Origin of the sequence: Holzapfeliella floricola DSM 23037 = JCM 16512, assembly GCF_001436605.1 — a bacterium.
Taxonomy (GTDB): domain Bacteria; phylum Bacillota; class Bacilli; order Lactobacillales; family Lactobacillaceae; genus Holzapfeliella; species Holzapfeliella floricola.
Genome location: NZ_AYZL01000010.1, coordinates 81,962 through 106,543 on the forward strand (window position 1 = coordinate 81,962; position 24,582 = coordinate 106,543).

A 24,582-nucleotide genomic window follows, 5' to 3' on the forward strand; every position below is an offset into this window, starting at 1 on the left:
CTTTAGGATAATCATCGCTAAAATTAACAAGTGTAGTGAAACAATTATTAAATGAATATAAGTAAAGAATAGGCCTGTTTTAGGCCTATTCTTTTTTGGAAGGAACTGTTATGAACTCAAAAATATTAAAGACGCTGGAATTTGATAAAATTACAAGTCAATTAAGTGAATTAACGGTAACAGATAATGCTCAAAATAAAGCCCGAAATTTATTACCTCATAAAACGTATCAAGGTGTAAAAGACGAGCTGGTCAAAACATTAGATGCTGTTAATCTGCTTAGAATAAAAGGACGATTACCTATTGTTGCGTATCAAGATATCTCACCAATTATCAAACGCTTGAAACTAGAAAAGGCAACGTTAAATGCCAAAGAACTGTCGACAATTAGCTTACTTCTTTTAATCATGAGAGATATTTTAACCTTTTTAAATTTCAACCCAAAAGATTATGAACTAGGATTAAATGCTTTGATGGAGCTAATTGAAGATGTTGAATTACCTCTTGAATTAACCAAAAGACTTGAAAAAACATTTGATAGTGAAGGTAATGTATTGGATACAGCTAGTCAAACACTTAAGTCTATCCGTCATCATTATCAAAAAACTGAAGATAATATCCGTCAGCAAATGGAAGCTTATCTAAAAGGAAGTACTGCGAACTATTTAAGTGAAGCAATTATCACAATTCGTGATAATCGTTTAGTGCTACCTGTTAAGGCAAGTTATCGTGGTAAGTTCGGAGGGATTGTTCATGACCAAAGTGCAACCGGACAGACTTTATTTATTGAGCCCGGTAAAATCGTCGACTTGAATAATAACCTACAAGAATTAACGGCTAGAGAAAAAATGGAAATTCGTCGTATCTTAGATGAGTTAACTAATTGGACTCGTGAAGAAATGATAAATATTCAAACGATTGACGAAAAAATTGCTTCACTTGATTTTATTCAAGCAAAAGCCTTATTAGCCAATCAAATGAAGGCTGTTGAACCTATCATTAATAATAAACATGCAATTAAGCTGAATAAAGCTAGACATCCGTTAATTGACCCTGAAAAAGTAGTAGCTAATGATATTATTTTAGGGAAAGATTACGATTTTATGTTGATTACTGGACCAAATACTGGTGGTAAAACCATTAGTTTAAAAACTGTTGGTTTATTGCAACTGATGGCACAATCAGGCTTATTCATCTCCGCAAAAGAATATAGTGAAGTTGGTGTATTTAGCGAAATTTTTGCTGATATTGGTGATGAACAATCTATTGAGCAAAACTTGAGTACATTCTCTTCACACATGGATAACATTATCAATATTATGTCAGAAGCTAATCAAGACAGTTTAATCTTGCTTGATGAGTTAGGCTCAGGAACGGATCCAGAAGAAGGGTCAGATTTAGCTATTTCAATTCTAGATCACTTTAAGAAGTTGCAAGTGAAACTGATGGCAACCACTCACTATCCTGAGTTGAAACTATATGCGTATAACCGCGATCGAACAACCAACGCCAGCATGGAGTTTGATGTTGAATCACTTAGCCCAACTTATCACTTACTATTGGGGGTTCCAGGTTATAGTAACGCGTTTGAGATTGCTAAGAGACTAGGAATGCCGATAGACGTTATTGAACAAGCTAAAAGCTTACGTCAAGACCAAAGTAGTGATTTAAACGATATGATCAAAAAATTAGCTGATGAAACTAAAAAAGCGACGGAACTAAAAGAAGACTTCGAACAAAAAGTCGAAGAGTCAAAAGATATCTATGAAAAATTAAACCAAGGATTAGATTTCTATCATCGTAATGTTAACCGTGAAATTGAACAAGCTAAAGAAAAAGCAGATGAACGGCTTAAAAAAGCCCAGCAACAAGCTGATGATATTATAAAAACGCTACAAGTTTATCAACAACAAGCTAGATCGAAAGTAGATGTTAAAGAAGATCAGCTAATTGCAGCTAAAGGTCAGTTAAACCAATTGCGCGATAGTAACTTAAAGCAAAATAAAGTTTTAAGAAGAGAAAAGAAAAAACAAGTCATTAAACAAAACGACCAAGTTAAAGTACTAGCATATGGGCAAATTGGAACTGTAACCAAATTATTAGGGAATGACCATTTTGAAGTTCAAATTGGTGTTTTAAAAGTAAAGGTATCTTCAAAAGATTTAGAAAAAATATCACAATCAAAAGCAGCTAAGTCATCACAACCCAAACAACAAAAAATTAAAAAGACACGCTCCATCAACTTGCGCTCAACACGTGCATCCCTTGATTTGCGTGGGCAACGTTATGACGAAGCAATGATGAACTTAGATCGTTATATCGATGAGGCCTTGCTTTCAAACTTTGATAGTGTAACAATTATTCATGGAATCGGAACCGGTGCTATACGAAGTGGTGTTAATCAATATCTTAAACGCAATTCACATGTCAAAAACTTTGGATATGCACCAGAAGGTAACGGCGGTTCCGGTGCTACGATTGTCGAATTTAAATAATAATTTCTACTTGCAAAAAGTAAGTGGATTGAGTAAACTATGTGTAACAACAAATTAGGAGGCAAAAAGATTATGGTTAAAGAAATAACAGATCAAAATTTTGCACAAGAAACAGATAACGGTGTAACATTAGTTGACTTTTGGGCAACCTGGTGTGGTCCATGTCGTATGCAATCTCCAGTTATTGAAGATTTAGCTGAAGAAATGGATAACGTTAACTTCACTAAGATGGATGTTGATGAAAATCCTAAAACACCACAATCATTTGGTATTATGGCAATTCCAACATTGATGATCAAAAAAGATGGTGAAATTGTTGAAAAGTTAACAGGTTACCAAGCTAAAGAACAATTACGTTCAAAACTAGAAGAATATACTGCTTAGTTTTCTAAATACAAAAAATCCCTTATAATGATTTTATAAGGGATTTTTTTGTATAATGAAATGAGCAGGGGGATTGACACAATGATAGACAAACAAAAATTTTATAAGATTTTAAATCAAGTTACCAGACAACCTCGGTTGCAAGAATCGCCTGATGTTAATCTTTATCAAAGTCATATTTTAGATGACTTAAAAACAGTTCAACTCATTTATGCGTTTAATAATCAGTTAGGATTAGATATTTCAGCCAATGATTATGACGAGAAGCTGTGGCAAACGCCTAGCAAGATTTTAAATCAATTAGAAATATTGTCACAAAAATAAATATAGAAACGGTGATTTTTTGGATAATCGACCAATTGGATTATTAGATTCGGGGTTAGGTGGGTTGAGTGTTTTGAAACAAGTGAAAAAAATATTACCTCGCGAATCAACTATATATATCGGCGATCAAGCTCATTTGCCATACGGAAATAAAAGTGTAAATGAAATTATTCAGTTAACTAAAAAATTAGTCGACTTTTTAATCAAAAAAGATGTTAAACTGATAGTTTTTGCTTGTAACACAGCGACAGCAACAGCTATGACGACTATACAGCAACAAGTAGATATTCCGATTATCGGCGTGATTTCGGCAGGTAGTATGATTGCTTCGGCACAAACAAAAACCAATAAAATTGCGGTAATTGCGACCCAAGCAACCATTAAATCAGGGGCTTACGAAAAAGCATTAAAATTAGTTAATAACCAGTGTGAGGTTATTTCTCTAGCAACGCCACAATTAGTACCAGCGATTGAAAACAATGTTCTTGATTTGCAACCTGTTATTCATGAAAGCTTACAAGTACTTCAAGATAAGTGTTTTGATACGTTGATTTTAGGATGTACGCATTATCCTTTAATTCAAAATCAAATTGCCCAAGAGCTTACCTCACAACATATTGAAGTGGTTGATCCAGCAGAAGGTATCTGCCAACAAATTACACAGTTACTTAAACAGCACGACGCATTTGCAAGTCATAATGCGCACTTTAACTATGGCTACACAACAGGATCAAAAGAAGCTTTTGAACAAGCTGCTCAAAAATGGCTCGGCCAGACTTTTGACAAAATTAAACAAGTTAAGTTATGAGAGGATTCAAAATGACAAAGCTACTAATTGCAACAACTAACCAAGGTAAAGTAAAAGAATTAAATCAGTTATTAAAAGATGCGGATTATGAAATTGTATCTTTAGCAGATTTAGAAAACCCACCTCATGTACAAGAAACAGGTCGAACATTTGAACAAAATGCCAAGTTAAAGGCTCATTCTCTAGCAGAATACAGTCAAATGCCAACTATAGCAGATGATTCTGGATTATGCGTTAAGGCATTACATAATGCACCCGGAGTCTTCTCAGCTCGATATGCAGGCGAGCCTCAAAATCCGGCAAGAAATAACGCAAAGTTATTGAGTGAACTGGGTGGGGTTCCAGACGAAAAACGCCAAGCAAGTTTTCACACGACAATTGTTGTCAGTTTTCCGAACCAGCCTGAAAATGACTTGGTCGTTGAAGGTGAGTTATCTGGACAAATCACTGCTATTCCAAGAGGTGATGGTGGATTTGGATATGATCCTTTGTTTTTCGTGGAAGACAAACAAAAAACGTTAGCAGAAATGACACTTGATGAAAAAAATGAAATTAGTCATAGAGGGATAGCTTTTAAACAATTAGCAGAAAAATTGCCGCAATGGTTAAAGGACTGTCAAAAATAATGACTAAAGTTTTAATTATGAGTGATACTCATGGTCAGACCGCATTGATGCACGATGTCATTAAGCGACACCGTGCTGAAGTTGACAAAATTATCCATGCAGGTGATGGCCAGTTTGCTTCAAGTGATGATATTACAAACGTGATAGCTGTTTGTGGAAATATGGCTGAAGAGATTAAGTTACCAGATGAAAAAACACTTGAAATTGATGATACAAGGTTATTGTTATGTCATGGTCATTTAGACGAGAACATTGCCTATAGTCCAATGAGATTACAATTTAAGGGCTTAGAAAATCAAACAAATGTTTTAGTATTTGGGCATACACACCAGCCGTTTGCTTCTTACTTTGATGATTTATTATTGCTTAACCCAGGGTCACTAGCTAAGTCACGAGATATTAGGCTTAAAGCAACCGGAACATATGCCATTTTGACAATAACAACTCAGAACTATCTGGTTGATTTTTATAATCAAGAAGGGGATTTGCTACCTTCTCTTTTAATTAATTATAAAAGATAATAAAAAAGACTGTTTTTATGAAAACAGTCTTTTTTGCTTGACTAAGATAAAGTGACGCTATTTGATTCAGGAATAACAATTCCATTTAATGAAAATTCTTTAAGGTATCCTGATAAAAAGTCACGTTGAATTTGCCATTGTGTATCTGCTTTTGCATCAATCAATGTTCGATAAGTGACCATATTACCTGCTTGTTTAATAGCACCTACAAATCGTGGTTCACCAATAATATCGGTGTAGTTAGGTGTCATTTCAGAGTGAACGTGTTCCACCATTTTTTTAACATCGTCGATATTAATATCAGTGGGTAGGTCAAAGTTTACAATTCCGCGCATATTACCGCGGTTGCTATTAGAAACAATGGTAATGTTACGATTAGGGATGTAATTTAAAGTGCCATCAACCGATTGAACTTGTGTCGTTCTAATTCCAACAGATGTTACGGTTCCAGAAACAGCACCAATTGTAACCCAATCACCTACATCAATTTGTTGTTCAGCTAAAATAAAGAAACCGGTTACAACATCATTGAAGAATCCTTGTGCACCTAACCCAATAGCCACACTTAAGATTCCGGCACTGGCAAGAAGGGCATCAACAGGTAGTCCCATAATTTTAAGAACCCCATAAAGGTAACAAAATAAAACGAAGTATTTAAAAACGTTTCCTAAAAGAGACTCAATTGTTTTTTGACGGCTCTTTTTCATCTTTAGTTTACCTTGTCTAGCAAAAGCTAGATTGATTAAACGAATGCCAACTTTCCAGATTATCCAGAAAACGATTGAGGTAATAACAACCTGAGTTCCGATACTAATCAAAGAATCTAAGATTTTATTCCAGTCAAAAAGACCAGCCACATTAGCTAAATAAAATTTTTGCATAATATATTCCTCCTAATATATATTTTAACATCTTTAAATTGCTGTTGACATAAATAAATGCTAAACTTTAGGTGTAAAACATAAAAGTGAAATGTGGAGGTAATAGTAATGACATATGGTGAAATGGCCGGGTTAATTGCTGCTATTGCATTTTTACTTTTAGTTGTATTTGCAGGGATTTTTTTAATGAGACTCGTGCAAACACTAAAAAAAGTAGACGAAACAATAGCGCAAACAACAAAAACATTGTCTAACGTAACAGACGATGTAGATTTAATTGCTATTCAAGCAGAAAACTTGATGGCAAAATCTAATGTTTTGTTACAAACTGTTAATAACAAGACACGTGAATTAGATCCCGTATTTAAAGCTGCAGCAGAGCTAGGAACTAGTGTTTCAAAATTGAATGAGAGCACATCAAATGCGGCTTCACGTTTTTCAGGGTTGACTAAAAATATGGGTAAAGCAACAGTGGCTGGTGGTTTATTCAAACGTTTTAGAAACAAAAAGAAAAAATAACTTCAATTAAATTAGGGGGACAAAATGATGAGTACAGGTAAATTTATTTTTGGATTTTTAGTAGGTGCTGCAACCGGATTTGCTGCTTCAGCAATGGTTTCAGATGAAACAAAAAACGAGTTAGCTAAAAAGGGTCAAGACTTAAAAGAAAAAGCATCAGATTATGCAACACAAGCATCAGAACAATTTTCAGACTATGCTAACCAAGCAAAAGATAAAGCTGAAGAACTAAAAGCAACTTCTCAAGATAAGTTTGAAGATATGAAAGACAAGTACGATCAATCTACAGATGCACTAAAAGATCAAATCAAACGTCGTACAAATCAAAATGATAATTCAGAAATCACAGATTTCGATGATATCGTGATTGACGGTAAACAAGCATTTAATGAAGCAAAAGATTCTTCAAAAAAAATGATTAACGATATTGATCGTGAAATCAAAAAATAATTTATTATTTAATGGCAATAGCTAAGGCTTTTGCCGTTTTTTATTTGAAAGAGAGTCAGATGAAACAGTTAACTTTTTTATCAGCGGATCAAGAGACAGGGATCCACATGGTTTATTGGCTACCAGAAACCTCCCCAATAGCCACGATTCAATTGGTTCATGGCATGGCTGAGTATAGTGAACGCTATGGTGAATTTGCTGAGTATTTTACAAAACGAGGGTATGCAGTTATTGGCCATGACCATTTGGGGCATGGCTGGTCTGTTGACAAACTCAGTCCGCAATACGGCTATTTTACATCTCACAATTCTAGTAAAGTTGTAATTGATGATATCGAACAGGTAACATCTTGGATAGAACGGCATTTTGAAAGTATTCCTCACATTATTTTAGGGCATAGTATGGGATCATTTGCTATTAGGAGCTACTTACAAATGCCAAATAACTTTCAAAAGAATCAAGGAATTATTTTAATGGGAACTGGTAAAAAACCCAGGTTTTTAGGTTTTGCTAGATTTATTTCTACTGTTTTGAATCAGCTAGCACCTACAAAAACTAATAATTTACTCGATAAAATAGTATTTGGAAACTATGCAAAAAGTTTTACTGAGGATAGCTTATATAATTGGTTGAGCAAAAATCAAAAAAATGTAAGAGCATATGAGCAAGATAACTTGATGGGATTTACTTTTACTAATAATGGTTTTTATACATTATTTAAATTAATAGCTAATGCTACTCAAAAAAATTGGGCCAAACAAGTTAATCCGGATGCTGACTATTTAATCATAAGTGGTGCAAACGACCCAGTAGGGGACTATAGCGAGGGTCCAAAGAAAGTTGCTGATGAGTTAAGCACAGCAGGAGTTCATTCTATTGAACTTAAGCTTTTTGAAGACTTACGTCATGAACTTTTATTTGAAAAAGAAAAGCAAGAAGTTTACAAGATGATTGATTCTTGGACACAAAAAAACATCTTACAAAAGTAAGATGTTTTTAATTTAATCTCTAACCATAATTTCTGTTAAATCTTTAGGTGTATGGGTAAATGAGTTGAATTTTTCGTCATCTAGGTAACCGCAATCTTCGATTCTAACACCAGCTACACCAGGAATATAAATACCTGGTTCAATTGAAAAAGCCATGCCAGCTTTAAGTTCTAAATTGTTATGTTCCATTAGTGAAGGATATTCATGAGTTGAAGTACCAATTCCATGGCCTAAACGGTGAACAAAGTATTCACCATAGCCAGCTTTAGTAATAACATCACGCGCAATCTTATCAAGCTCTGAAGCATAAACACCTGGTTTAGCAGCCTTTTGTGCAGCAAGTTGTGCTTCTAGTACAACTTGATAAATTTCAAGTTCTTTTTCACTTGGTGTACCATAAGCAACTGTACGGGATGCATCACTCATATAACCTTGGTTGACTGTTCCTAAGTCAAAAAGAACAAGTTGATTTGGTTCAACTTGGGTATCTGTTGGTGCGCCGTGAGGATTTGAAGCGTTCTTACCCGCCTGAACAATGGTATCAAAACTTGTATGCATGACACCACGTTTTTGAAGTGCATATTCAATTTCAGCAACAACTTGTTTTTCACTAATACCATTTCTTAATGCATTGAAACCAATTTGAAAAGCATAATCCGCATCTTGGCCGGCTTTAATCATTAAATCAAGCTCATCTTGTGATTTGTATAACTGCATTTCTTGAATAAAGCGAGTTAAGCTGTATTTGAATTGTGCATTTGGAAATTCTTCTTGCATTGCTTCAAGTTTTTCAACTGATAAGCTATCTTTTTCAGTTGCCCACGAAACATTTTCTTTTTGACGATCCTTGATATGATCTGCAATCAAAGCAAATGGATCTTGGTGGTCAAGGTAACCAAATACATCGTATTTAAAGCCGGAGGCTTTGGCTACTTCTACGTCTAATTGTGGTGTAAATAGGAAAGGATCTGCATTTTTTAAGACAAAAAGCCCCAAAATTCTTTCTTCAGGATGTGATTCAAATCCTGTAAAGTAGTGAACATTTTTAGGGTTACTAATATAAGCAACATCAATATTGTTGTCATATAGCCAGTTCTTTAGTTGATCAATTTTTTGCATGAATGACGTACCTTCTTTTCTTTTAAGTTTGTTTTTGATTATAGCACATTTTTTAATATTTTTATAATAAAGTAAGCGTTTGCAAAAAGTACTTAAATTTGCTAATTTTAAACTAGGAAGTCGTGATGAATAGCGTGAGGATAAGTTTATGAAAAAAAGTACAATCACCATATATGATGTAGCAAAAAAAGCCGATGTTTCAATGGCAACCGTTTCAAGAGTAGTCAATGGTACAGGAAAAGTAAAAGAAGAAACAAGACAAAAGGTTCAACAAATAATAGAGGATATGGGCTATCATCCTAATGCTGTCGCAAGAGGACTAGCCAGTCAAAAGACAACAACGATTGGCATATTTTTACCAGATTTAAATAATGCTTATTTTAATGAATTAGCACAGGGGATAGATGATGTTTCGAAGCTCTACAATTATAATATTATCTTAATGAGTTCAAGTATTAGTCACCAAAACGAAAAAGATGTACTTAGAAGTTTATTTTCTCAACAGGTAGATGGTATTGTCTACATGTCATATGATATTTCAGATGAAGTTTGTGATTTGTTGTATGAAAAAGGGATTCCAACTGTTTTGGCAGGAGTTATAGATTATAAAAGACAACTACCATCAGTTAACATTGATTATAAAGCAGCAACTTTTGAGGTTATGGAAAGATTTGCTCAAAAATATAATTCAATAGCGCTTGTTGTACAAGATAAAAATACTAATGTTAATCAAGATTTTCGTTGTAAAGGTATGGCAGAAGCAGCAAAAAAATATCCAAAGATTCAGTTTGAAGTTATCAGAGCAGGTTATGGCTACGAAAATGGTTTGGCTGTCTTTAATGAAGTAAAAGCAAAAAAAATACAGGCTATTTTAACCACCGATGATAGTGTAGCTATCGGTATTTTAAACGCAGCAAGTGATCAAGGTATTAAAATTCCAGAAGAACTTGAAGTAATGTCTGCTATGAACACTAAATTAGCTTTAATGGCAAGACCCGAGTTATCATCCATCAGTCAGCCATTATACGATATGGGGGCCGTTGCGATGAGAATGCTTACAAAACTAATGAAAAAAGAAGTCGTACAAGATCAGCAAGTGATTTTACCTCACGAAATTATTAATCGAAAAAGCACAAAATAAAAAACGCTATCAATAAGATAGCGTTTTTATTTTGTAATAAAGTTAAGTAGTTTAAACATGACTTCTTTATTTTCTTTTGGCACATCAAAATTTAATATGGCTTCGGCGTCTTGTTCAAGCACAGAGTCTTTAATGTAATCAAAATCATTTGTAACCATTTCTTTTACATTAACATCTTCGGGTTCAAAGTGGAATTGTAGTCCAATAATATTGTTATTTAAAATGAATCCTTGGTTAGTTAAATATTGGCTTGAGAAAAGTAATTCCGCTTCGTGTGGAATTTGGAATGTTTCTTCATGCCAGTGAAGGGCAGTTAATTCTTTTGGAATATCTGGGATAATGTTAGATTCAAGATATACTTTATCCCAGCCGACTTCTTTAACTCGCGCTTTAGTTACCGTGTAGCCTAATGCTTTTGTGATTTGTTGAGCACCATAACAAGCACCGAAGATAGGTTTTTGTTGTTTAATGAGCGTTCTGATTAAATCTCTTTCTGTCATAATCCAATCGTCATTATCATTTGGACTCATTGGACCACCTAGAATAATTAGTAAGTCTGTTTCATCAGCTGTTGGTAACACACCATTATAAAAGTAAGGGTGGTAGATAAAAAGGTCATGGTGATTTTCTTTTGCCCAAGCCCCAATAGAGCCAATCCCCTCATTTGGTGTATGTTGTAAAACATTAATTCTCATCTGTCGCACCTCGATTATTCAATTTTATTGGTTCAATCATACACTTAAAAATTTAAAGCCACAATTATTTTAAAAAGAATTTTTTGATTGATTGGGTGTATCGAATCGAAAATTTACAAGAAATTTGATTATCAAAAAAGAGTTTTCTTTTTGAAAAATCAATTTGTGCAATATTGAGTGGATTAACTAAAGTTGTACGACTGATTCTTAAAAGTTCAGGATATTGGCTAAGAATTTCTTTTAAAGTGCCATAAAAAGAGTGGGAACTATTTTTTGCTTGAAGGGTAAGTTGATGATTATTAGCCGACTTAATAAATAGAATTTCAGAAAAATTGAGATTATAAAGCATTGTGCCAACTTTAAATGAGAATAGCTGTTGTTTGTTTTGAAGTTGCTGATAAATTCGATTTTCGGCTAACTCCATTAGTTTAAAAATTTCAGCCCTTAGTACAGTTTGAGATAAGGATTTGTCGATAAATCCAAGTAGTTCAATATGTTGATGAACAGATTGTGTAATGACTGAATCATAATTTGAAATAAAAACAATCTTACCTTCAGGATCATTTTGGCGAATGACTTTAGCTAAATCTAATCCTGTGAGTTTGTGATTTAATTCTAAGTCTAGGAAGTATAAACTATTTTGAGCTTGGGTTGATTTAAGTGTATGAATAAATTCATCAGGATTTGAAGTGACTAATGCTAAGTTAAAGCGGTGTTCGTGAAAGAGCAAGTAATCTGAAATAATCGATTCAATAAGTGTTAAATATGTTGGATTATCTTCGCAAATATAAATCGAAATAGACATAATTCCTCCTAGAGTTGAGTAAGTGTCATTTGAGCTGTAAAAGTAGTATCTGAGATAGTGTAGTCAATCAAAGCATTTTTATGATGCTTGCTGATACTGTCAACTAATGGTAGACCATAGCCTTTGTGGTTCGGCTTAGTTGTAAAGTGAGCTTTTCGAATTTGTTGTAAGTTTATTATCTGACTTTGTGGTATTTGGTTTGTGATACTGAGTGTAAGCTGGTTATCAAGCTGATCAATTTTAATATCAATTTTTTGTTTATCAAGCTCTACCTGATTGGCGTTGGATAACCAATTGCCAATGATTCGTAAGAAATCAAACTCTTCCATTGGAATTTCGAAAATTTCGTCAGGGCAGTGGATAGTAATGGTTGTATTGGTTCCTTGACTCTGATTAATAGCTTTAATAAGAAGGCTTCTAAGGTAATGAACGTGAATGTTTTTGATATCTTTATAATGATCAAAAGCTGGTGTTTGGAGTTGAGTTTTGCTGTATTGGTTAAACCGGTTAAGGTGATCTTTCAGTTCATTGTTATCTTGTTTATCAGCAAAATGTGAAAGGGATGCCATTATATGTTTATAGTCATGTTTAAACTGACTAACGGTTTGATACTCATCACTTAGTTGTGTGGAATAAGCTTCAAGGGACTCAGAATTGTCATGCAAGATTTGAATCCATTCAAAAATACTTTTGCCAAATGTATAGGCTAAGAATCCATTACCTAATATAGCAACTAAACAAAGAGCTACTTGAAACCAACTATTTGAATAAATTAAAGTTACAATACTAGTTGCAACAAATGCAGTAAATACAATTAATGATTGAATCAGTTGACGTAGTTTTTTCATAAAATCCTCCATGTAGTCATTATAGTTATATTGTAACGGATAGTAAGCACAATTGAACAAGAACACCTTAAGTGTCATGATTTTTAGCTTAAACGTCTATAATTATTAAATTTTTAAAAATAATATTTCGAGATTAAACTCAGTTTGTTATACTACGTCACAACTTAAACTATTGGAGGAAATAAAATGAAAAAATCGTATTTAGTATCAGGATTAGCACTGGCTACTGCAGCTTTTGGATTGACTTTATCTCAACCTCAACAAGAAGCACAAGCTAAGGCAGTTTATGATAAAACAGCAACATCAAACTACGTGGATGGTTTTGGCCCAGCAACTTGGAAATCTGTTAATGGTCAATTTGAACTTAGTGGTCATTATTTAAACAACGGGACCAAATGGCGTGTAACTGAAATCACTTCACCAGATAATTACTCACTATGGTATGGTGTTGGCAATGGGGAATATGCAAATAGCCAATACTTTGATTTAGGTAATGAGATTTCATACCAAGAATTAAACGCAGTTGTGAAAGTGACCAAACAAGGTCAAGCACCGTTAGTCTCATCCACACAACAAGTCGTTGGGTCATTGCCAGCAGGTAGTGAATGGCAAACCTCAATGCGTTTTGTTAATAATGGTCAAGTTTTCTATTTAGTCGGACCTAATCAATGGGTTAGTGCCAATGATGCAAGTATTGTTTCTGAAACTTCACGTGGTCAAAAAGGGTTTGCAGGATTTACACCGTTAACTTCAAATGAAGATGATACAATCGATTACAACTTTATTTCAACTATGTTAACTAGATTCAAAAACCAAATTGAACCTTCATTACCAGATGTGACAACACAAACTTTAAGACAATTAGAAAAAGATCCTGAAGGGACAATGAAGCAACTATCTCAAGCAATTACCAAATCATTCACTGCTCAAGACGGTAACTTGAACAAAGATAAAATTTATCAATTATTACGCAAAGCTTCAATGCCAGAACAAACAGCTAAATTAGTAGTTGATAATATCAACTTATCTAAAGATGACCTAGCTAACAATAGTTTGACTGACAATTTTAATAAAGTGATGACATCATTTTCAAAACAATTGCTAGATCAAAACGGTAATGTTGATCAAACAAAGGTTTATAATTATGCTATTCAAGCAGGGATGCCAGAACAAGAAGCTAAACAATTTACTGAACAAATGAAACAATCTCAAGCTTCGATTCAAGCAAGTTCACAAAACTTTTTAGAACAAATCCAAAAGCAAGTGCAACAATCAATGAACCAAGTGACCAGCCAATTTTTAAATGAAGACGGCACAATCAATAAAGATAAGGCTTACAATTACTTGGTTCAATCAAATGTACCTGCTGATCAAGCTAATGAATTAGTAAATCAAATGATTGAACAACAAAAACAATCGCAAACAAAATAAGTCCAAAAAGCTAATTGACCTCAAGGTCAGTTAGCTTTTTTATTTTTTCTAAAGTTCATTAACTTTTAATAAAGCTTGTTAGTAGTAGGTTTTAACTACTTAGGTTATCCGTTACGCTAGCAACTAGGATAAATAAGGAGGATACATATATCAAGAAAACAACGATTATTTCAGGATTGGCAGTAGCAACTGCAGCTATTGGGTTAAGTTTTACGCAAATAGGTTCAGATACACAAGCTAGAGAAATTTTTGATAAAACAGCGACAGCTAATTATGTCAAAGGTTTCGGGGTTTCAACATGGCAATTAGATAGTAATCATCATTTTCAGCCTACGGGACACTATTTACCAACGGACTCTGCTTGGAAAATCATTGATATAGAGTCAGAAAAGGTAGGCGATATCGAAAAATTATGGTATAAGGTAGGTAATAATGAATACGTTGATAGTAACTATTTTGATTTAGGAAATGAAACAGCTAAACAGGAAATGGATGGAATTGTTCAAGTTAAAGCTGATGCTGCTGAAAGCGGTAATTTTAAACGTGGAACAACTTGGAAGGTTTTTGCAAGACAAATTGGCGACAATCAGTCTTACTACAATGTTGGCAATAATACCTGGATTGGGAGTTCATCAGTTGAATTGATTTCAGAAAATAGCAGAAAGCAAAAGACAGTACAAACGCTTGAACCATTACCTGAAAGTCGTATAGATGACGAAGTCGATTATCGGTTTTTTCTAAAAAAAGTTAATGAAAACAAAGATAATCCCAACTTCATTCAACAATCGAGACAATCTGTTATTGATCAAACTAAAGGATACGAGAGTTTTATAGCAAGAATCTTAGATGCTAGTCAGATTGATTTTTCAAAAATTGCACTAAGATCAGCCAAAACAATGCAACATGCCCAAGCTCCTAAAAATGAAATCAAAGAAACTTTGACTAATATGAAGTTTACTGACTCAGAAATTAATTATGCACTTTCTCATTTAGATTAAAAGTGGTTAAGTATGGACTATTAGTTACTAAACAAATAGCCGATAACTAGGAGGTCATATGGGTGAGCTTATTCAAAATTTAAAATCAAGAGTGCGACCGAACTATTTTATAGGGGTTCAACTTTCCTTGATTGCGATTATTTTAATTAATATAATTTTTGGCTGAAAGATTATCTGGTAAGAGTTATGCTTTATTTTTTGACGGACTGTATGGCAATAGCAGTTCTGCTTTAGCTTATTTAGCTGTACTTGTGCCAACAATAGCTATATTTTTAAGTTCAAAAGATGAATCCAAAAGAGTAGATACAAAATTTAAAATAGCTTTTTTAGAAGCTGGCTTAACAAGTGCTCTAGCGTACTTGATACCGGCGGTTGTTCTAGCGATTATTGCAAGTATTGTCGATGGTACTAATGGCGTTCCACAAACACTAATGTTTTTTAGCCAAATAATTGAAATTAGTCCGTTACTTTACTTAATAACCACGATTATCAATTTTGGTATTTTTGAATTTGTATATGGTTGTCTAAGCTTTGCTATAACCAAATTGTTCAATAGTGAAGTGGCTGCCATTTTAATCGCACTAGCTATTTTTATTGGTGGGAGTTCCTTTGCGATTTTGGTCATTGGTATTTGGGAATTCATTCCTTACATGCCGGTTGCCACTTTTACAAGTACTAACCTAGGTACAAATTTAGCTGAATTTAGTCTGTTGTTTCTAGGATCTTGTTTGATTGGCTATGTTGCTTTTAGAAGGCAGATGGTTAAAAAGCTAGACCAATAAAAAATAACCTTGATTATAGATCAAGGTTATTTTTTTGATTGCAGTCTTCTAATGCTGGTAAATAAAGTAACAGTACCATAAATTAAAGTATTAATGACTGTCATCATCGCAGTTACTGTTGAGATGTTAAAGTCTGGCAGCATTAGCCAATAAATAACTCCTGTCATCAAAACTATGACACTTAAACAAAATATAACGGGTTCACAGATGTAATGATTTTTTGAAAGGCGATAATGATAGCGTTCTTTTTGATCAGACCAATCACGCTTGATAGATCGTGATAATGAAAACAAGATAATAGGATATGGCCAAAGAAACAGGTCATGCATCTGTATTGAAAAGTAAATGATAGCAAAGGTTAAGAAAATGGTCGCAACAAGTCCGGGTTTATCCGTAATCTTATAGTTAGCAAATAACCAGTTGTAAATTTTTTTCATAATGAAAGTCCTCCTAAATTAGTTCTTGCCGAATGAAAAAGCACTTAAGAAACAGTAAATTGCCCAAGTAAGTAGGAATAATAGGTCAAGAATCTTTCTCCAAGATAATAAAGGAAGATGTTGATAAGCAAAAAGTAAATATAGCGGTATTGAAACTAAAAAGATGACACTTAGTAAAATCAAGAGTGGATTTTTAAGATAATAATTTTTTGAAATTTGATAGTAGTCACTTTTCTTTTTAATTAATCCTGATGTGATAGCGTATGTCCCTAAACAGTACATCACGATAGATGTTGAAGAATAAGCTGTTAAATAGTCAAGAATACCAAAAACCAATAAGATGGCAACCCCAGCTATAATATATTTTTTATCTTTTATTTGATAGTTCGTAAAAAAAGTTTTGAAAATTGTTTTCATAATAATCCTCCTAGTTATTTATAAAGTAGCTTAATTGTCTTTGATCAACTCAGTTCCCTTATAGAGAAATATAACCCCAGAGATAATCAAAAAAATATAGGTAATGGAATTATTTTCATTATGTGGAATATAGAAATTTTCTACTTGCCACCAGTAAAGTGGTATCCAAAGAAATGTCAAAATCCCAGTAACAAAAAATAAGGGATGACGTAAGTAATATTTATCAGAAATGCGACAGTCTAATGCATCTTCCTCATCATCCCAATACTTTTTGATTCCTGACAAAATAGCATTGATTGCTAAAGGGTAAAGATGGTAAAAACTTGAAAAAGTAAACATATTCAAAATATAAATAATCCCCAGTCCTACGATTCCTTCTATAATCAATTTTTTATCAATTACTTTGTAATTAAAAAAGAGTGTAGTAATTAAAGTGATAATAAATCCCCCCCAAGTAGCGTAATGAGTTTTTAGTATAACATGCTTTTGAGGCAATATAAAAAAGCCTTGGATTGTTACCAAGACTTTTAAATCAATAGCTTATTTAGCTAATTCGTAAATGGCTTCCATGTAGATAGCAACTGCATCGAATAACGCTTGTTTTAGCATATATTCATTTGGTTGGTGCATGACATTTTCTTGTGTTTCTGGTTGAGCACCAAAAGCCACACCATTATCGAAAATGTGAGCGTAAGTTCCACCACCGATGATTTGTTCATGACCTTTGTTACCAGTCTGGTTTTCATAAACACGTAACAATGTTTGTACAAGTTCACTATCTTTTGAAACGTAGTGAGGTTCTTGAGCGTGACCATCAACAAAAACAGTTGCAGCATCACCGATAGTTTGTTGTAAACCAGCAGTGATTTTGTCATCGCTAGTTCCTTGAGGGTAACGGACGTTGATTGCAATTGTTTGGTTGTCTTCATTGAAAGCAAAGATGTTAGGAGAAGAAGAAGCATCTCCCATTAGTTCATCGTGATGAGCAATTCCAGCTTTTTCACCTTTGAAGTCTTCATGTAAAGTATTAGCAGCGAATTCTAGGTAGTGTTTAGCTTGACCTGAGAAGTCAAAGTTAACTAAGAATTCTGCTAAGTAAGTAGCAGCGTTACGACCTAATTCAGGTTCTGAACCATGAGCACCTTTACCTGTTAAAGTGAAGTTAATTTGACCGTTTTCTTCTGTTGCATCCCCAGTTAATTGGTTAGCTTTTAAGAATTCAGTAAAGTCAGCTTCAACTTTTGCAAAGTCAAGTCCACTAACAGTGGCATAAGCAGTATGAGGCACCATGTTTGTACGTTGACCAGCTGCAAAAGAAATGAGTTTTACATCGCCATCTTGTGTGTTAGTTTTGAAATCAACAATAAAGGTTGCAATACCTTTTTCACCATTGATGATTGGGAATTCTGCATCAGGAGAAAAGACAATATCAGGACGTCTTTCTGATTTAAGGTAGTGAGTTAAACCTTCCCAGTTACTTTCTTCATCAGTTCCGATAATAAAGTGAACAGGTTTTGATAACTTAACGCCTTCATCTTTTAAGATTTTTAAAGCGTAGTAAGCAGCAAGACCAGGTCCCTTGTCATCAGCTGTTCCACGACCGTAAAGTTTGCCATCTTTTTCAATCATAGTGAAAGCCTCAGTATCCCAACCATCACCAGCAGGTACAACGTCAGCATGGGCAATAATTCCCAAAACATCGTCTTCAGTTGCTTCACCATATTCAACACGTCCGGCTAGATTGTCAACGTTTTTGAATGTAAAACCATCACGTTTAGCATAGTCTAAGTATTGTTGTAGACCCTTAGCAGGACCAGGTCCTAGAGGGAATTCATCCGTTTTGTGTTCAACGTCTCTTGAACTATCAATAGCGACTAAGTTTTTTAAGTCTTCAAGTAAATCAGCTTCGTATTTTTTAGCTAATTTTTTGTAATTTAAAGTCATATCAGTTCCTCCTTTAAGGTATTAATCATATTTTAACATATATTTAATCGAGGAATATAAAAATGATTAAGTCATCTAATCCTAGTGTGTTAAAAATAGATTGTGATAAACTAGAGTTAATTAAGACAAAAGATAGCTAATTAGGAAGAGAATACGATGCAAGATTATCAATATTTTGATTTAATAGAACAAATAACCCGCAATGATGGTTCTAAATATTACGAGATTGCCAACATTACGATGAATGGTCGAGCTGAAAAAGCCGCAATAGAGAATCTAATCCAAGAAGTTAGAATTGTTCAATTGAATATACCAAGGTCACCAAGCTTGGTGACGTATGAGCAATATATTAATGACAATTATACTTTTCCTGGACCAGAATTGACGGAGTTTGAAGAATGGCAAAAACCAGAAGGTAAAATTAAGGAGGCATTTGAGACAATTTTGAAATCAAATAATATCGAATAATGAAAGGTGTGACAAATTTTGGAAAAAATTAGAGTAGTCCATACAAATGATTTACATTCGCATTTTGAAGAGTGGCCTAAAATATCAAGGTATATTAAACAAGCTAGGGAACAAGACCCTGACTTATTATTATTTGACATCGGCGATTTCATGGATAAGTGGCATCCTTTAACCGAAGCAACAGATGGTCAAATCAATATTGATTTGATGAATGAGGCTGGATATAACGCTGTAACTATTGGTAATAATGAAGGAATCGGTAATAGTCATGATCAACTGCAGCATCTGTTTGACCATGCGCAATTTGATGTTATTTTAGATAATCTTTATCAAAAAAATGGTCAACGCCCAAAATTTGCACAACCTTATAAGATTATGGAAACACACGCCCACCATAAAGTTGGTATTATTGGTATGACGGCTTGTTACCCTTTAACCTATGGTCCTAATGGCTGGTCAATTAAAGAAGTTGATGAGGTGCTACCTGGAGTTATTGCTGAACTGAAGGCGCAAAAAGTGTCGGCTATTATCTTGCTTAGTCATCTAGGTTTGCCAACCGATAGAAGACTGGCTAAAGCTTATCCTGAGCTTGACTTAATTCTAGGTTCACATACGCATCACTTACTTCCTCAAGGAGAACAAGTTAACCGGACAATGCTTGCAGCAGCAGGTAAGTATGGTCAAAATATTGGGGATGTTCAGCTGACTTTTGCCGATGATGGCACTGTATCAAACATAATAGTCAAAACAATTCCAACTGAAAGTTTATCTGAGAAACGAACCGATGAAGGTCAAATACAAGAGTGGTTAACAAAAGGGCATAAACAGCTACAAAAAGAAAAAGTAGCAGAATTGCCTCAAAAATTTGAAGATGCAGAAGAAACTTACCAAGTTTTACTAAAAGGTGTTGCTAAACAAGCTGAAACGGATTTAGCCATCTTGAATTCAGGACTAGCAGTTACGCCTTTCAACTCAGGTATGATAACTTATGATGATTTACATCAATCGTTGCCACATCCAATGCACTTGATTCGTGTGAAGTTAAGCGGGTATAATTTATGGCGATTAATTCGTGAAATGGAAAAAATGCGTCTGTTCTTATCTCATTATCCAATGAAAGGTATGGGATTTAGAGGGAAAATATTTGGTGATATTAAATATTTAGGAATTGAGTATGATGCAAAAACCAAGCAGGTCTTTGTTAAAGGAAAGCCTCTAGAGTTAGGAGAAATTTATACTTTAACGACAGTTGATCATTACTTCTTTATTCCATTTTTCCCAACAATTGAAATTACAGGAGATGTTGAATTTTTATTTCCCGAGTTCTTGCGCGACAGCGTTAACCATTACTTGAAAGAAACCTATCCTATAAAAGAATAAGTGGTGATAATGTGAAAGAGGAAAAAGAAAAAGTCAAACAGCGCTATCATAAGCTGGCTAACGTTGAACGTCAGTCAGATGATAAGTTAAAAATTGAAGATGCGATTTATGATATTACTATGAACTATAATGATGCAATTGATGTTGAATTGTTGCAAGAGCGGTTTGATCCATTTTTACTAAAATATGATTACGTTGTTGGTGATATTGCTGATGATAAGTTACGCTTTAAGGGTTTTTTCGTTGGTAAGAAAAAACGAGCTCACCTAGATCAATATGCCAACACAATTGAAGACTATTTAATGGAATATGTTAATCCGGGAGCAGCTTACTTTGTTTTAGAAAAAACGGGAATCGTTAAACAAAAGCTTAAAGTTAAGCAATCTAAGTTCTATCGAACTAAGAATAAAAAGACACAATCGCAAAAAAACTTTGTACTAAGAAAGAGGGAACGACTATGAGCCAAACCTATAAAGGATATTTAATTGATTTAGATGGCACAATCTACCGTGGGAATGAAACGATTGAAGCAGGAAAAAGGTTTGTTGAACGCCTGCAAGAAAAAAATATTCCACATATCTTTTTGACTAACAACTCAACACGTACACCACAAATGGTAGTAGATAAACTAGGTAAACATGGTGTGAATACAGATGTCACTCACATTTATACACCAAGTATGGCAACAGCCGAATACATTCAAAATCAGGATATTGAAAATCCACGTGTTTATATTATTGGTGAAGTGGGACTTTACCGTTCATTGTTAGATTCGGGATGCATTTATGACCCAATCTCACCTGATTATGTTGTTGTTGGAATGGATCAAGACTTAACTTACAACAAAGTCAAAAAAGCAACATTATTAATTTCAAATGGTGCTAAATTTATCGGGACAAACGCCGATACTAATTTACCAAGCCATGAAGGGCTAATTCCTGGAGCAGGAACTATTTTGAAAATGGTAGAAACAGCTACCGGACAAAAACCAGTTGTAATGGGAAAACCTGAAAAAATCATAGTTGATTTAGCGATGAAACAACTACAATTGGATAAATCAGACGTTGCAGTCGTGGGTGATAATTATAATACTGATATTATGGCAGGGATTAACAGTCATCTAGATACCATTTTAGTTTATACAGGTGTATCAACTCCTGAACAAATTGCAGCAGTTAAAGACAAACCAACACATATTGTTAATTCCTTGTCTGAATGGGAAGTTTAATATGGTGTCAGTAAAGAGCTGGCTAAAAAGCTTGTATGCTATTGTTTTTTCATTAGCATCTGCTGTGGTACTTGCTATTGTTGCAAGTTTCCCATTGTTGTATATCTTTTTGAAGACAACAGATATTACTAAAATCACTAGCTTTAGTGCTGAAACAATTATGGGTAACTACACCCAATTAATGATTTATTTGCTTTGGCCGTTTCAAACCGTGCTAAAGATGTCTGATTTTCCGACTTCGGTTAATGGGGCGCAACATTTTGCAGATGTGAAAGTATTATTTTTACTGGCATTAGGCGTTTTCATTGTGCTAGGTATTTTTTATCGATGGATACTAAAAGATAAATTATTATCTAAAAGTGTGTTAATTTTAGGTATGATTGTGCCGTTGATTGTGGTGCCTTTTGCAGTCCTTAACTTCGATAGCTTTTTTATCATTTTTCACGAGACATTGTTTAGTAATAAGGACTGGTTATTTGATCCAGCTACAGATCCGATAATCAATGTGTTGCCAGAAACATTCTTTGCGGCAACATTTGCAATTGGTCTGTTAATTTATGAAGTACAATTATGGTTTACCCTAAAGAAAAAAGCCCAACTCAGATGAGTTAGGCTTTTTTTGTTTTGTTTTTGAAATAGATAAAAACAATGGGTAAAATAGAAATGAGGACAATTGCAATGACAATAAGCGAAAAGTGGTCTTGAACTTGTGGAATATTTCCAAAGAAATAGCCCAGAATTGAGAATAATGAAATCCATAAAACGCCACCTATGACATTGTAAAAGATGAAATGAGGATAAGACATTTTACTTGCCCCTGAAACGAAAGGAACGAACGTTCTGATAAAAGGAATAAATCGAGCTAGTAAAATGGTCTTGCCACCATGCTTTTCAAAAAAGTGTTCGGCAGCTAGTCGTTTATCTTTATTGATAAATCGATTTAAAAATTGACTCTTTTCACTTTTTTCACTCGACCAACGGCCAATTTCATAATTTAAGCTATCACCAAGTACGGCGGCAACAATGAAAATGAGGTAACAAATAAAAATATTGAGTGAATATTTTGGATTGGCACACATTGCTGCTGCGGCAAAAATCAATGAGTCTCCCGGTAAGAAAGGGAAGACGACCAATCCAGTTTCAATAAAAATAATTAGGAACAAAATGACATAACTATAGATGCCAAGACTGTTCACCACATTAACCAGATGATGGTCAATGTGCAAAATAAAATCAATCAGTTGCATAAAGGACTCCTTAAGATGTTAGTTTTCTTGTCTTAGTATACCAGTTTTTAATGAAGAGAGTTATTGTGGTTTGTTTAAGCTGGTTGAGTGAACAGCCATATTATTATCTGTAAATAAGTCTTTCATTAGTGTTGTGACAGCCACCTGTGCTTCACCAAATCCAAGCGTAATCAATGGAAGGTGGCCAGAACGAGTAATGCTGTCTCCAATGGCAAAGACACGTGGTAAATTAGTTTGCATTGTTTCATCAACACAGATAAAGCCTCTTTCGGTATCAACGTCAATAGCTGAAAGCAGCTGGTTAGTGGTATTGAAACCATAGCTAACAATAGCGTTGTCACAGATAAGATGGTAAGGATCCGTTTGAGGCTTGAGTTGTTTCAAAGTGAAGTCGAGTTGACTGGTCGAGGTTAGTTCAACGTCTTTTGGTAAAAACGGTGTAACAAACTCAACGTTTTCCTTTGCTTTTAGTTGGTCAACATTATAAGCCATCGCTCTAAAACTATCACGTCTGTGAACGACATAGACTTTTTTAGCAACCTCAGAAATCATATTAGCCCAGTCAATTGCAGAGTCGCCTCCACCAAAAACAGCAATGGTTTTGTCAGTGAATGTTTCAATCTCAGAGACAGTATAATGAATTTTGTCTTCAATAGTAGTGTCTTTGATTTTGATAGGCAGTTTCTTGGGATTGAAAGAGCCATTACCTGTAGCAATTATAATGGATTTGGCTTTTACGGATTCGCCTTGCTCACTTTTTAAGATGTAAGAGTCGGCTCTTTCTATAGTAGAAACTTTAAAATTAGTTTGGATAGCAATGTCGTAAGATTGCACTTGTTCAATCAATTGTCGGGTGATTTTTTCGCCAGAAATCCTGCTAAAACCAGCGATATCTGTGATATCTTTTTCTGGATAAATCATTTTTGGTTGTCCGCCAATTTCGGATAAGCTTTCTAGTAGAATTGGTTTAGCACCGTGTAGGGCTGAAAAAGAAGCGGCGAACATACCCACTGGGCCGCCCCCAATGATTGCAACATCATAATTAGTCATCATATACACACCTTATTTATAAATTAGTCTTCCAATATAAGATTACATCTGTCATGATATTAATGTAAAGAAAGGAATTGTATAAATGGATTTTAAAATAGGTCAAGTTGTTGAAGGCAAAGTAAATGGTATTCAGCCGTATGGAGTATTTGTCGATTTAGGAGATAATAAGCAAGGTCTCATTCACATTTCAGAATGTAAACAAGGATTTGTGACAAATGTAGAAGAAGCATTTAAAGTGGGCAAAGTAATTAAAGCTGTTATTATTGATATTGATGAATACTCTCGTCAAATTAGTTTGTCTGTGCGTGTATTACAAGATGCTAATGAAGTAACTCGCCGTAAGCGCAAACATTATTGGACTGATTATCGAATGAATTTGGGATTTTCAACGATTGCTGAAGAGATTAACCCTTGGGTTTATCAAGCTTTAAAAAGATTTTCAAAATAACCCTTGTCAAATTAGTTGATAGCTGGTAAGATAATCTTTGTCGTTGAAAAGCGATAGCTAAGCAAATCAAACAAATCAAAAAAGATTAAAAAAAGAGTTGCAAAGCAAAAGATAACATGGTATAGTAATTAAGTCGTCAGGTTG

General features: G+C 34.2%; 30 protein-coding genes. 19 read left to right on the forward strand and 11 right to left on the reverse strand.

Annotated features, from left to right (window positions below):
• The first annotated feature begins 110 nt into the window (after nt 1–110).
• The 6 genes from FC86_RS02095 (at nt 111) to FC86_RS02120 (ending at nt 5,158) form a co-directional block, all read left to right on the forward strand.
• Complete coding sequence (locus FC86_RS02095) at nt 111–2,495, forward strand: endonuclease MutS2 (RefSeq protein WP_056974374.1); 2,385 nt, start codon at nt 111–113, stop codon at nt 2,493–2,495.
• Nucleotides 2,496–2,567: 72 nt separating this feature from the next.
• Complete coding sequence (gene trxA / locus FC86_RS02100) at nt 2,568–2,879, forward strand: thioredoxin (protein ID WP_056974375.1); 312 nt, start codon at nt 2,568–2,570, stop codon at nt 2,877–2,879.
• 81 nt (nt 2,880–2,960) lie between these two features.
• Nucleotides 2,961–3,203, forward strand: a complete 243-nt coding sequence (gene dltC, locus FC86_RS02105; RefSeq protein WP_056974376.1) for a D-alanine--poly(phosphoribitol) ligase subunit 2 — start codon at nt 2,961–2,963, stop codon at nt 3,201–3,203.
• Between the two features lie 19 nt (nt 3,204–3,222).
• The gene (murI, locus tag FC86_RS02110) at nt 3,223–4,011 is read left to right on the forward strand and encodes a glutamate racemase (protein ID WP_056974377.1); all 789 of its coding nucleotides are present in this window, start codon (nt 3,223–3,225) and stop codon (nt 4,009–4,011) included.
• Between the two features lie 11 nt (nt 4,012–4,022).
• Nucleotides 4,023–4,637: an XTP/dITP diphosphatase gene (locus FC86_RS02115; protein WP_056974378.1), complete on the forward strand. Its 615-nt coding sequence runs from the start codon at nt 4,023–4,025 to the stop codon at nt 4,635–4,637.
• Nucleotides 4,637–5,158: a metallophosphoesterase family protein gene (locus FC86_RS02120; RefSeq protein WP_162257567.1), complete on the forward strand. Its 522-nt coding sequence runs from the start codon at nt 4,637–4,639 to the stop codon at nt 5,156–5,158. Before FC86_RS02115 ends, FC86_RS02120 begins: the two co-directional genes overlap by 1 nt.
• A gap of 41 nt (nt 5,159–5,199) precedes the next feature.
• Here the strand turns inward: FC86_RS02120 and FC86_RS02125 are convergent, their stop codons facing one another.
• A complete protein-coding gene (locus FC86_RS02125; RefSeq protein WP_056974380.1) occupies nt 5,200–6,039 on the reverse strand; it encodes a mechanosensitive ion channel family protein in 840 nt (279 codons plus the stop codon).
• Nucleotides 6,040–6,147: 108 nt separating this feature from the next.
• Between FC86_RS02125 and FC86_RS02130 the strand changes: the two genes are divergently transcribed.
• From FC86_RS02130 to FC86_RS02140, 3 genes are read left to right on the forward strand one after another with little or no spacing between them, the layout of a single operon-like run.
• Nucleotides 6,148–6,558, forward strand: coding sequence for a DUF948 domain-containing protein (locus FC86_RS02130; RefSeq protein ID WP_056974381.1), 411 nt, complete (start codon nt 6,148–6,150; stop codon nt 6,556–6,558).
• A gap of 27 nt (nt 6,559–6,585) precedes the next feature.
• Nucleotides 6,586–7,008 (forward strand): YtxH domain-containing protein, encoded by a 423-nt coding sequence (locus FC86_RS02135; protein WP_056974382.1) that lies wholly within the window; start codon nt 6,586–6,588, stop codon nt 7,006–7,008.
• Nucleotides 7,009–7,067: 59 nt separating this feature from the next.
• Nucleotides 7,068–7,997: an alpha/beta fold hydrolase gene (locus FC86_RS02140; RefSeq protein ID WP_056974383.1), complete on the forward strand. Its 930-nt coding sequence runs from the start codon at nt 7,068–7,070 to the stop codon at nt 7,995–7,997.
• 12 nt (nt 7,998–8,009) lie between these two features.
• Here the strand turns inward: FC86_RS02140 and FC86_RS02145 are convergent, their stop codons facing one another.
• Nucleotides 8,010–9,116, reverse strand: coding sequence for an aminopeptidase P family protein (locus tag FC86_RS02145; protein WP_056974384.1), 1,107 nt, complete (start codon nt 9,114–9,116; stop codon nt 8,010–8,012).
• A gap of 148 nt (nt 9,117–9,264) precedes the next feature.
• Here FC86_RS02145 and FC86_RS02150 point away from each other — a divergent pair, with 148 nt between their 5' ends.
• A complete protein-coding gene (locus tag FC86_RS02150) occupies nt 9,265–10,257 on the forward strand; it encodes a substrate-binding domain-containing protein (RefSeq protein ID WP_056974385.1) in 993 nt (330 codons plus the stop codon).
• Between the two features lie 26 nt (nt 10,258–10,283).
• Here the strand turns inward: FC86_RS02150 and FC86_RS02155 are convergent, their stop codons facing one another.
• From FC86_RS02155 to FC86_RS02165, 3 genes are all read right to left on the reverse strand, one after another.
• Complete coding sequence (locus tag FC86_RS02155; protein ID WP_056974386.1) at nt 10,284–10,952, reverse strand: type 1 glutamine amidotransferase; 669 nt, start codon at nt 10,950–10,952, stop codon at nt 10,284–10,286.
• A gap of 64 nt (nt 10,953–11,016) precedes the next feature.
• Nucleotides 11,017–11,757 (reverse strand): LytR/AlgR family response regulator transcription factor, encoded by a 741-nt coding sequence (locus tag FC86_RS02160; protein ID WP_056974387.1) that lies wholly within the window; start codon nt 11,755–11,757, stop codon nt 11,017–11,019.
• A gap of 8 nt (nt 11,758–11,765) precedes the next feature.
• On the reverse strand, nt 11,766–12,605 hold the full coding sequence (locus FC86_RS02165) for a GHKL domain-containing protein (protein WP_056974388.1): 840 nt from the start codon (nt 12,603–12,605) through the stop codon (nt 11,766–11,768).
• 186 nt (nt 12,606–12,791) lie between these two features.
• Here FC86_RS02165 and FC86_RS02170 point away from each other — a divergent pair, with 186 nt between their 5' ends.
• The 3 genes from FC86_RS02170 to FC86_RS02180 all read left to right on the forward strand — a co-directional run bounded on the left by FC86_RS02170 (nt 12,792) and on the right by FC86_RS02180 (nt 15,816).
• Nucleotides 12,792–14,036 (forward strand): hypothetical protein, encoded by a 1,245-nt coding sequence (locus tag FC86_RS02170; protein WP_056974389.1) that lies wholly within the window; start codon nt 12,792–12,794, stop codon nt 14,034–14,036.
• Between the two features lie 176 nt (nt 14,037–14,212).
• On the forward strand, nt 14,213–15,034 hold the full coding sequence (locus FC86_RS02175; RefSeq protein ID WP_056974390.1) for an SLAP domain-containing protein: 822 nt from the start codon (nt 14,213–14,215) through the stop codon (nt 15,032–15,034).
• A gap of 158 nt (nt 15,035–15,192) precedes the next feature.
• Nucleotides 15,193–15,816 carry a hypothetical protein gene (locus FC86_RS02180; RefSeq protein WP_056974391.1) on the forward strand — a complete coding sequence of 208 codons (624 nt, stop codon included), beginning with the start codon at nt 15,193–15,195 and terminating at the stop codon, nt 15,814–15,816.
• Between the two features lie 26 nt (nt 15,817–15,842).
• Here the strand turns inward: FC86_RS02180 and FC86_RS02185 are convergent, their stop codons facing one another.
• The 4 genes from FC86_RS02185 to pepV are packed head-to-tail and all read right to left on the reverse strand — an operon-like array spanning nt 15,843 to nt 18,614.
• Complete coding sequence (locus FC86_RS02185) at nt 15,843–16,253, reverse strand: hypothetical protein (RefSeq protein ID WP_056974392.1); 411 nt, start codon at nt 16,251–16,253, stop codon at nt 15,843–15,845.
• Nucleotides 16,254–16,271: 18 nt separating this feature from the next.
• The gene (locus tag FC86_RS02190; RefSeq protein WP_056974393.1) at nt 16,272–16,670 is read right to left on the reverse strand and encodes a hypothetical protein; all 399 of its coding nucleotides are present in this window, start codon (nt 16,668–16,670) and stop codon (nt 16,272–16,274) included.
• A 30-nt stretch (nt 16,671–16,700) separates the two neighbouring features.
• A complete protein-coding gene (locus FC86_RS02195; RefSeq protein WP_156403324.1) occupies nt 16,701–17,192 on the reverse strand; it encodes a hypothetical protein in 492 nt (163 codons plus the stop codon).
• An 18-nt stretch (nt 17,193–17,210) separates the two neighbouring features.
• A complete protein-coding gene (pepV, locus tag FC86_RS02200; RefSeq protein WP_056974395.1) occupies nt 17,211–18,614 on the reverse strand; it encodes a dipeptidase PepV in 1,404 nt (467 codons plus the stop codon).
• Between the two features lie 156 nt (nt 18,615–18,770).
• Between pepV and FC86_RS02205 the strand changes: the two genes are divergently transcribed.
• The 5 genes from FC86_RS02205 to FC86_RS02225 are packed head-to-tail and all read left to right on the forward strand — an operon-like array spanning nt 18,771 to nt 22,297.
• The gene (locus tag FC86_RS02205) at nt 18,771–19,082 is read left to right on the forward strand and encodes a hypothetical protein (RefSeq protein ID WP_056974396.1); all 312 of its coding nucleotides are present in this window, start codon (nt 18,771–18,773) and stop codon (nt 19,080–19,082) included.
• Between the two features lie 18 nt (nt 19,083–19,100).
• Nucleotides 19,101–20,462: a bifunctional metallophosphatase/5'-nucleotidase gene (locus FC86_RS02210; RefSeq protein ID WP_056974397.1), complete on the forward strand. Its 1,362-nt coding sequence runs from the start codon at nt 19,101–19,103 to the stop codon at nt 20,460–20,462.
• A gap of 11 nt (nt 20,463–20,473) precedes the next feature.
• A complete protein-coding gene (locus FC86_RS02215) occupies nt 20,474–20,923 on the forward strand; it encodes a YutD family protein (RefSeq protein WP_056974398.1) in 450 nt (149 codons plus the stop codon).
• Nucleotides 20,920–21,690, forward strand: a complete 771-nt coding sequence (locus FC86_RS02220; RefSeq protein ID WP_056974399.1) for a TIGR01457 family HAD-type hydrolase — start codon at nt 20,920–20,922, stop codon at nt 21,688–21,690. Before FC86_RS02215 ends, FC86_RS02220 begins: the two co-directional genes overlap by 4 nt.
• A gap of 1 nt (nt 21,691) precedes the next feature.
• On the forward strand, nt 21,692–22,297 hold the full coding sequence (locus tag FC86_RS02225; protein ID WP_056974400.1) for a TIGR01906 family membrane protein: 606 nt from the start codon (nt 21,692–21,694) through the stop codon (nt 22,295–22,297).
• Between the two features lies 1 nt (nt 22,298).
• Here the strand turns inward: FC86_RS02225 and FC86_RS02230 are convergent, their stop codons facing one another.
• Nucleotides 22,299–22,937, reverse strand: a complete 639-nt coding sequence (locus FC86_RS02230; RefSeq protein ID WP_056974401.1) for a VTT domain-containing protein — start codon at nt 22,935–22,937, stop codon at nt 22,299–22,301.
• 60 nt (nt 22,938–22,997) lie between these two features.
• Nucleotides 22,998–23,990, reverse strand: a complete 993-nt coding sequence (locus FC86_RS02235) for an NAD(P)/FAD-dependent oxidoreductase (RefSeq protein WP_082618829.1) — start codon at nt 23,988–23,990, stop codon at nt 22,998–23,000.
• 82 nt (nt 23,991–24,072) lie between these two features.
• Here FC86_RS02235 and FC86_RS02240 point away from each other — a divergent pair, with 82 nt between their 5' ends.
• Nucleotides 24,073–24,438, forward strand: coding sequence for a CvfD/Ygs/GSP13 family RNA-binding post-transcriptional regulator (locus tag FC86_RS02240; RefSeq protein WP_056974403.1), 366 nt, complete (start codon nt 24,073–24,075; stop codon nt 24,436–24,438).
• Nucleotides 24,439–24,582: the final 144 nt, after the last annotated feature.

What these genes read in the sequence shown, in the direction of transcription:
- FC86_RS02120 (WP_162257567.1), top strand. Translation starts at nt 4,637, where the DNA reads ATGACTAAAGTTTTAATTATGAGTGATACTCATGGTCAGACCGCATTG.
- pepV (WP_056974395.1), bottom strand. Translation starts at nt 18,614, where the DNA reads ATGACTTTAAATTACAAAAAATTAGCTAAAAAATACGAAGCTGATTTA.
- FC86_RS02155 (WP_056974386.1), bottom strand. Translation starts at nt 10,952, where the DNA reads ATGAGAATTAATGTTTTACAACATACACCAAATGAGGGGATTGGCTCT.
- FC86_RS02220 (WP_056974399.1), top strand. Translation starts at nt 20,920, where the DNA reads ATGAGCCAAACCTATAAAGGATATTTAATTGATTTAGATGGCACAATC.
- FC86_RS02130 (WP_056974381.1), top strand. Translation starts at nt 6,148, where the DNA reads ATGACATATGGTGAAATGGCCGGGTTAATTGCTGCTATTGCATTTTTA.
- FC86_RS02115 (WP_056974378.1), top strand. Translation starts at nt 4,023, where the DNA reads ATGACAAAGCTACTAATTGCAACAACTAACCAAGGTAAAGTAAAAGAA.
- FC86_RS02145 (WP_056974384.1), bottom strand. Translation starts at nt 9,116, where the DNA reads ATGCAAAAAATTGATCAACTAAAGAACTGGCTATATGACAACAATATT.
- FC86_RS02160 (WP_056974387.1), bottom strand. Translation starts at nt 11,757, where the DNA reads ATGTCTATTTCGATTTATATTTGCGAAGATAATCCAACATATTTAACA.
- FC86_RS02125 (WP_056974380.1), bottom strand. Translation starts at nt 6,039, where the DNA reads ATGCAAAAATTTTATTTAGCTAATGTGGCTGGTCTTTTTGACTGGAAT.
- FC86_RS02095 (WP_056974374.1), top strand. Translation starts at nt 111, where the DNA reads ATGAACTCAAAAATATTAAAGACGCTGGAATTTGATAAAATTACAAGT.
- FC86_RS02185 (WP_056974392.1), bottom strand. Translation starts at nt 16,253, where the DNA reads ATGAAAAAAATTTACAACTGGTTATTTGCTAACTATAAGATTACGGAT.
- FC86_RS02170 (WP_056974389.1), top strand. Translation starts at nt 12,792, where the DNA reads ATGAAAAAATCGTATTTAGTATCAGGATTAGCACTGGCTACTGCAGCT.
- FC86_RS02205 (WP_056974396.1), top strand. Translation starts at nt 18,771, where the DNA reads ATGCAAGATTATCAATATTTTGATTTAATAGAACAAATAACCCGCAAT.
- dltC (WP_056974376.1), top strand. Translation starts at nt 2,961, where the DNA reads ATGATAGACAAACAAAAATTTTATAAGATTTTAAATCAAGTTACCAGA.
- FC86_RS02235 (WP_082618829.1), bottom strand. Translation starts at nt 23,990, where the DNA reads ATGATGACTAATTATGATGTTGCAATCATTGGGGGCGGCCCAGTGGGT.
- FC86_RS02190 (WP_056974393.1), bottom strand. Translation starts at nt 16,670, where the DNA reads ATGAAAACAATTTTCAAAACTTTTTTTACGAACTATCAAATAAAAGAT.
- FC86_RS02150 (WP_056974385.1), top strand. Translation starts at nt 9,265, where the DNA reads ATGAAAAAAAGTACAATCACCATATATGATGTAGCAAAAAAAGCCGAT.
- FC86_RS02165 (WP_056974388.1), bottom strand. Translation starts at nt 12,605, where the DNA reads ATGAAAAAACTACGTCAACTGATTCAATCATTAATTGTATTTACTGCA.
- FC86_RS02140 (WP_056974383.1), top strand. Translation starts at nt 7,068, where the DNA reads ATGAAACAGTTAACTTTTTTATCAGCGGATCAAGAGACAGGGATCCAC.
- FC86_RS02240 (WP_056974403.1), top strand. Translation starts at nt 24,073, where the DNA reads ATGGATTTTAAAATAGGTCAAGTTGTTGAAGGCAAAGTAAATGGTATT.
- FC86_RS02135 (WP_056974382.1), top strand. Translation starts at nt 6,586, where the DNA reads ATGAGTACAGGTAAATTTATTTTTGGATTTTTAGTAGGTGCTGCAACC.
- trxA (WP_056974375.1), top strand. Translation starts at nt 2,568, where the DNA reads ATGGTTAAAGAAATAACAGATCAAAATTTTGCACAAGAAACAGATAAC.
- FC86_RS02225 (WP_056974400.1), top strand. Translation starts at nt 21,692, where the DNA reads ATGGTGTCAGTAAAGAGCTGGCTAAAAAGCTTGTATGCTATTGTTTTT.
- FC86_RS02230 (WP_056974401.1), bottom strand. Translation starts at nt 22,937, where the DNA reads ATGCAACTGATTGATTTTATTTTGCACATTGACCATCATCTGGTTAAT.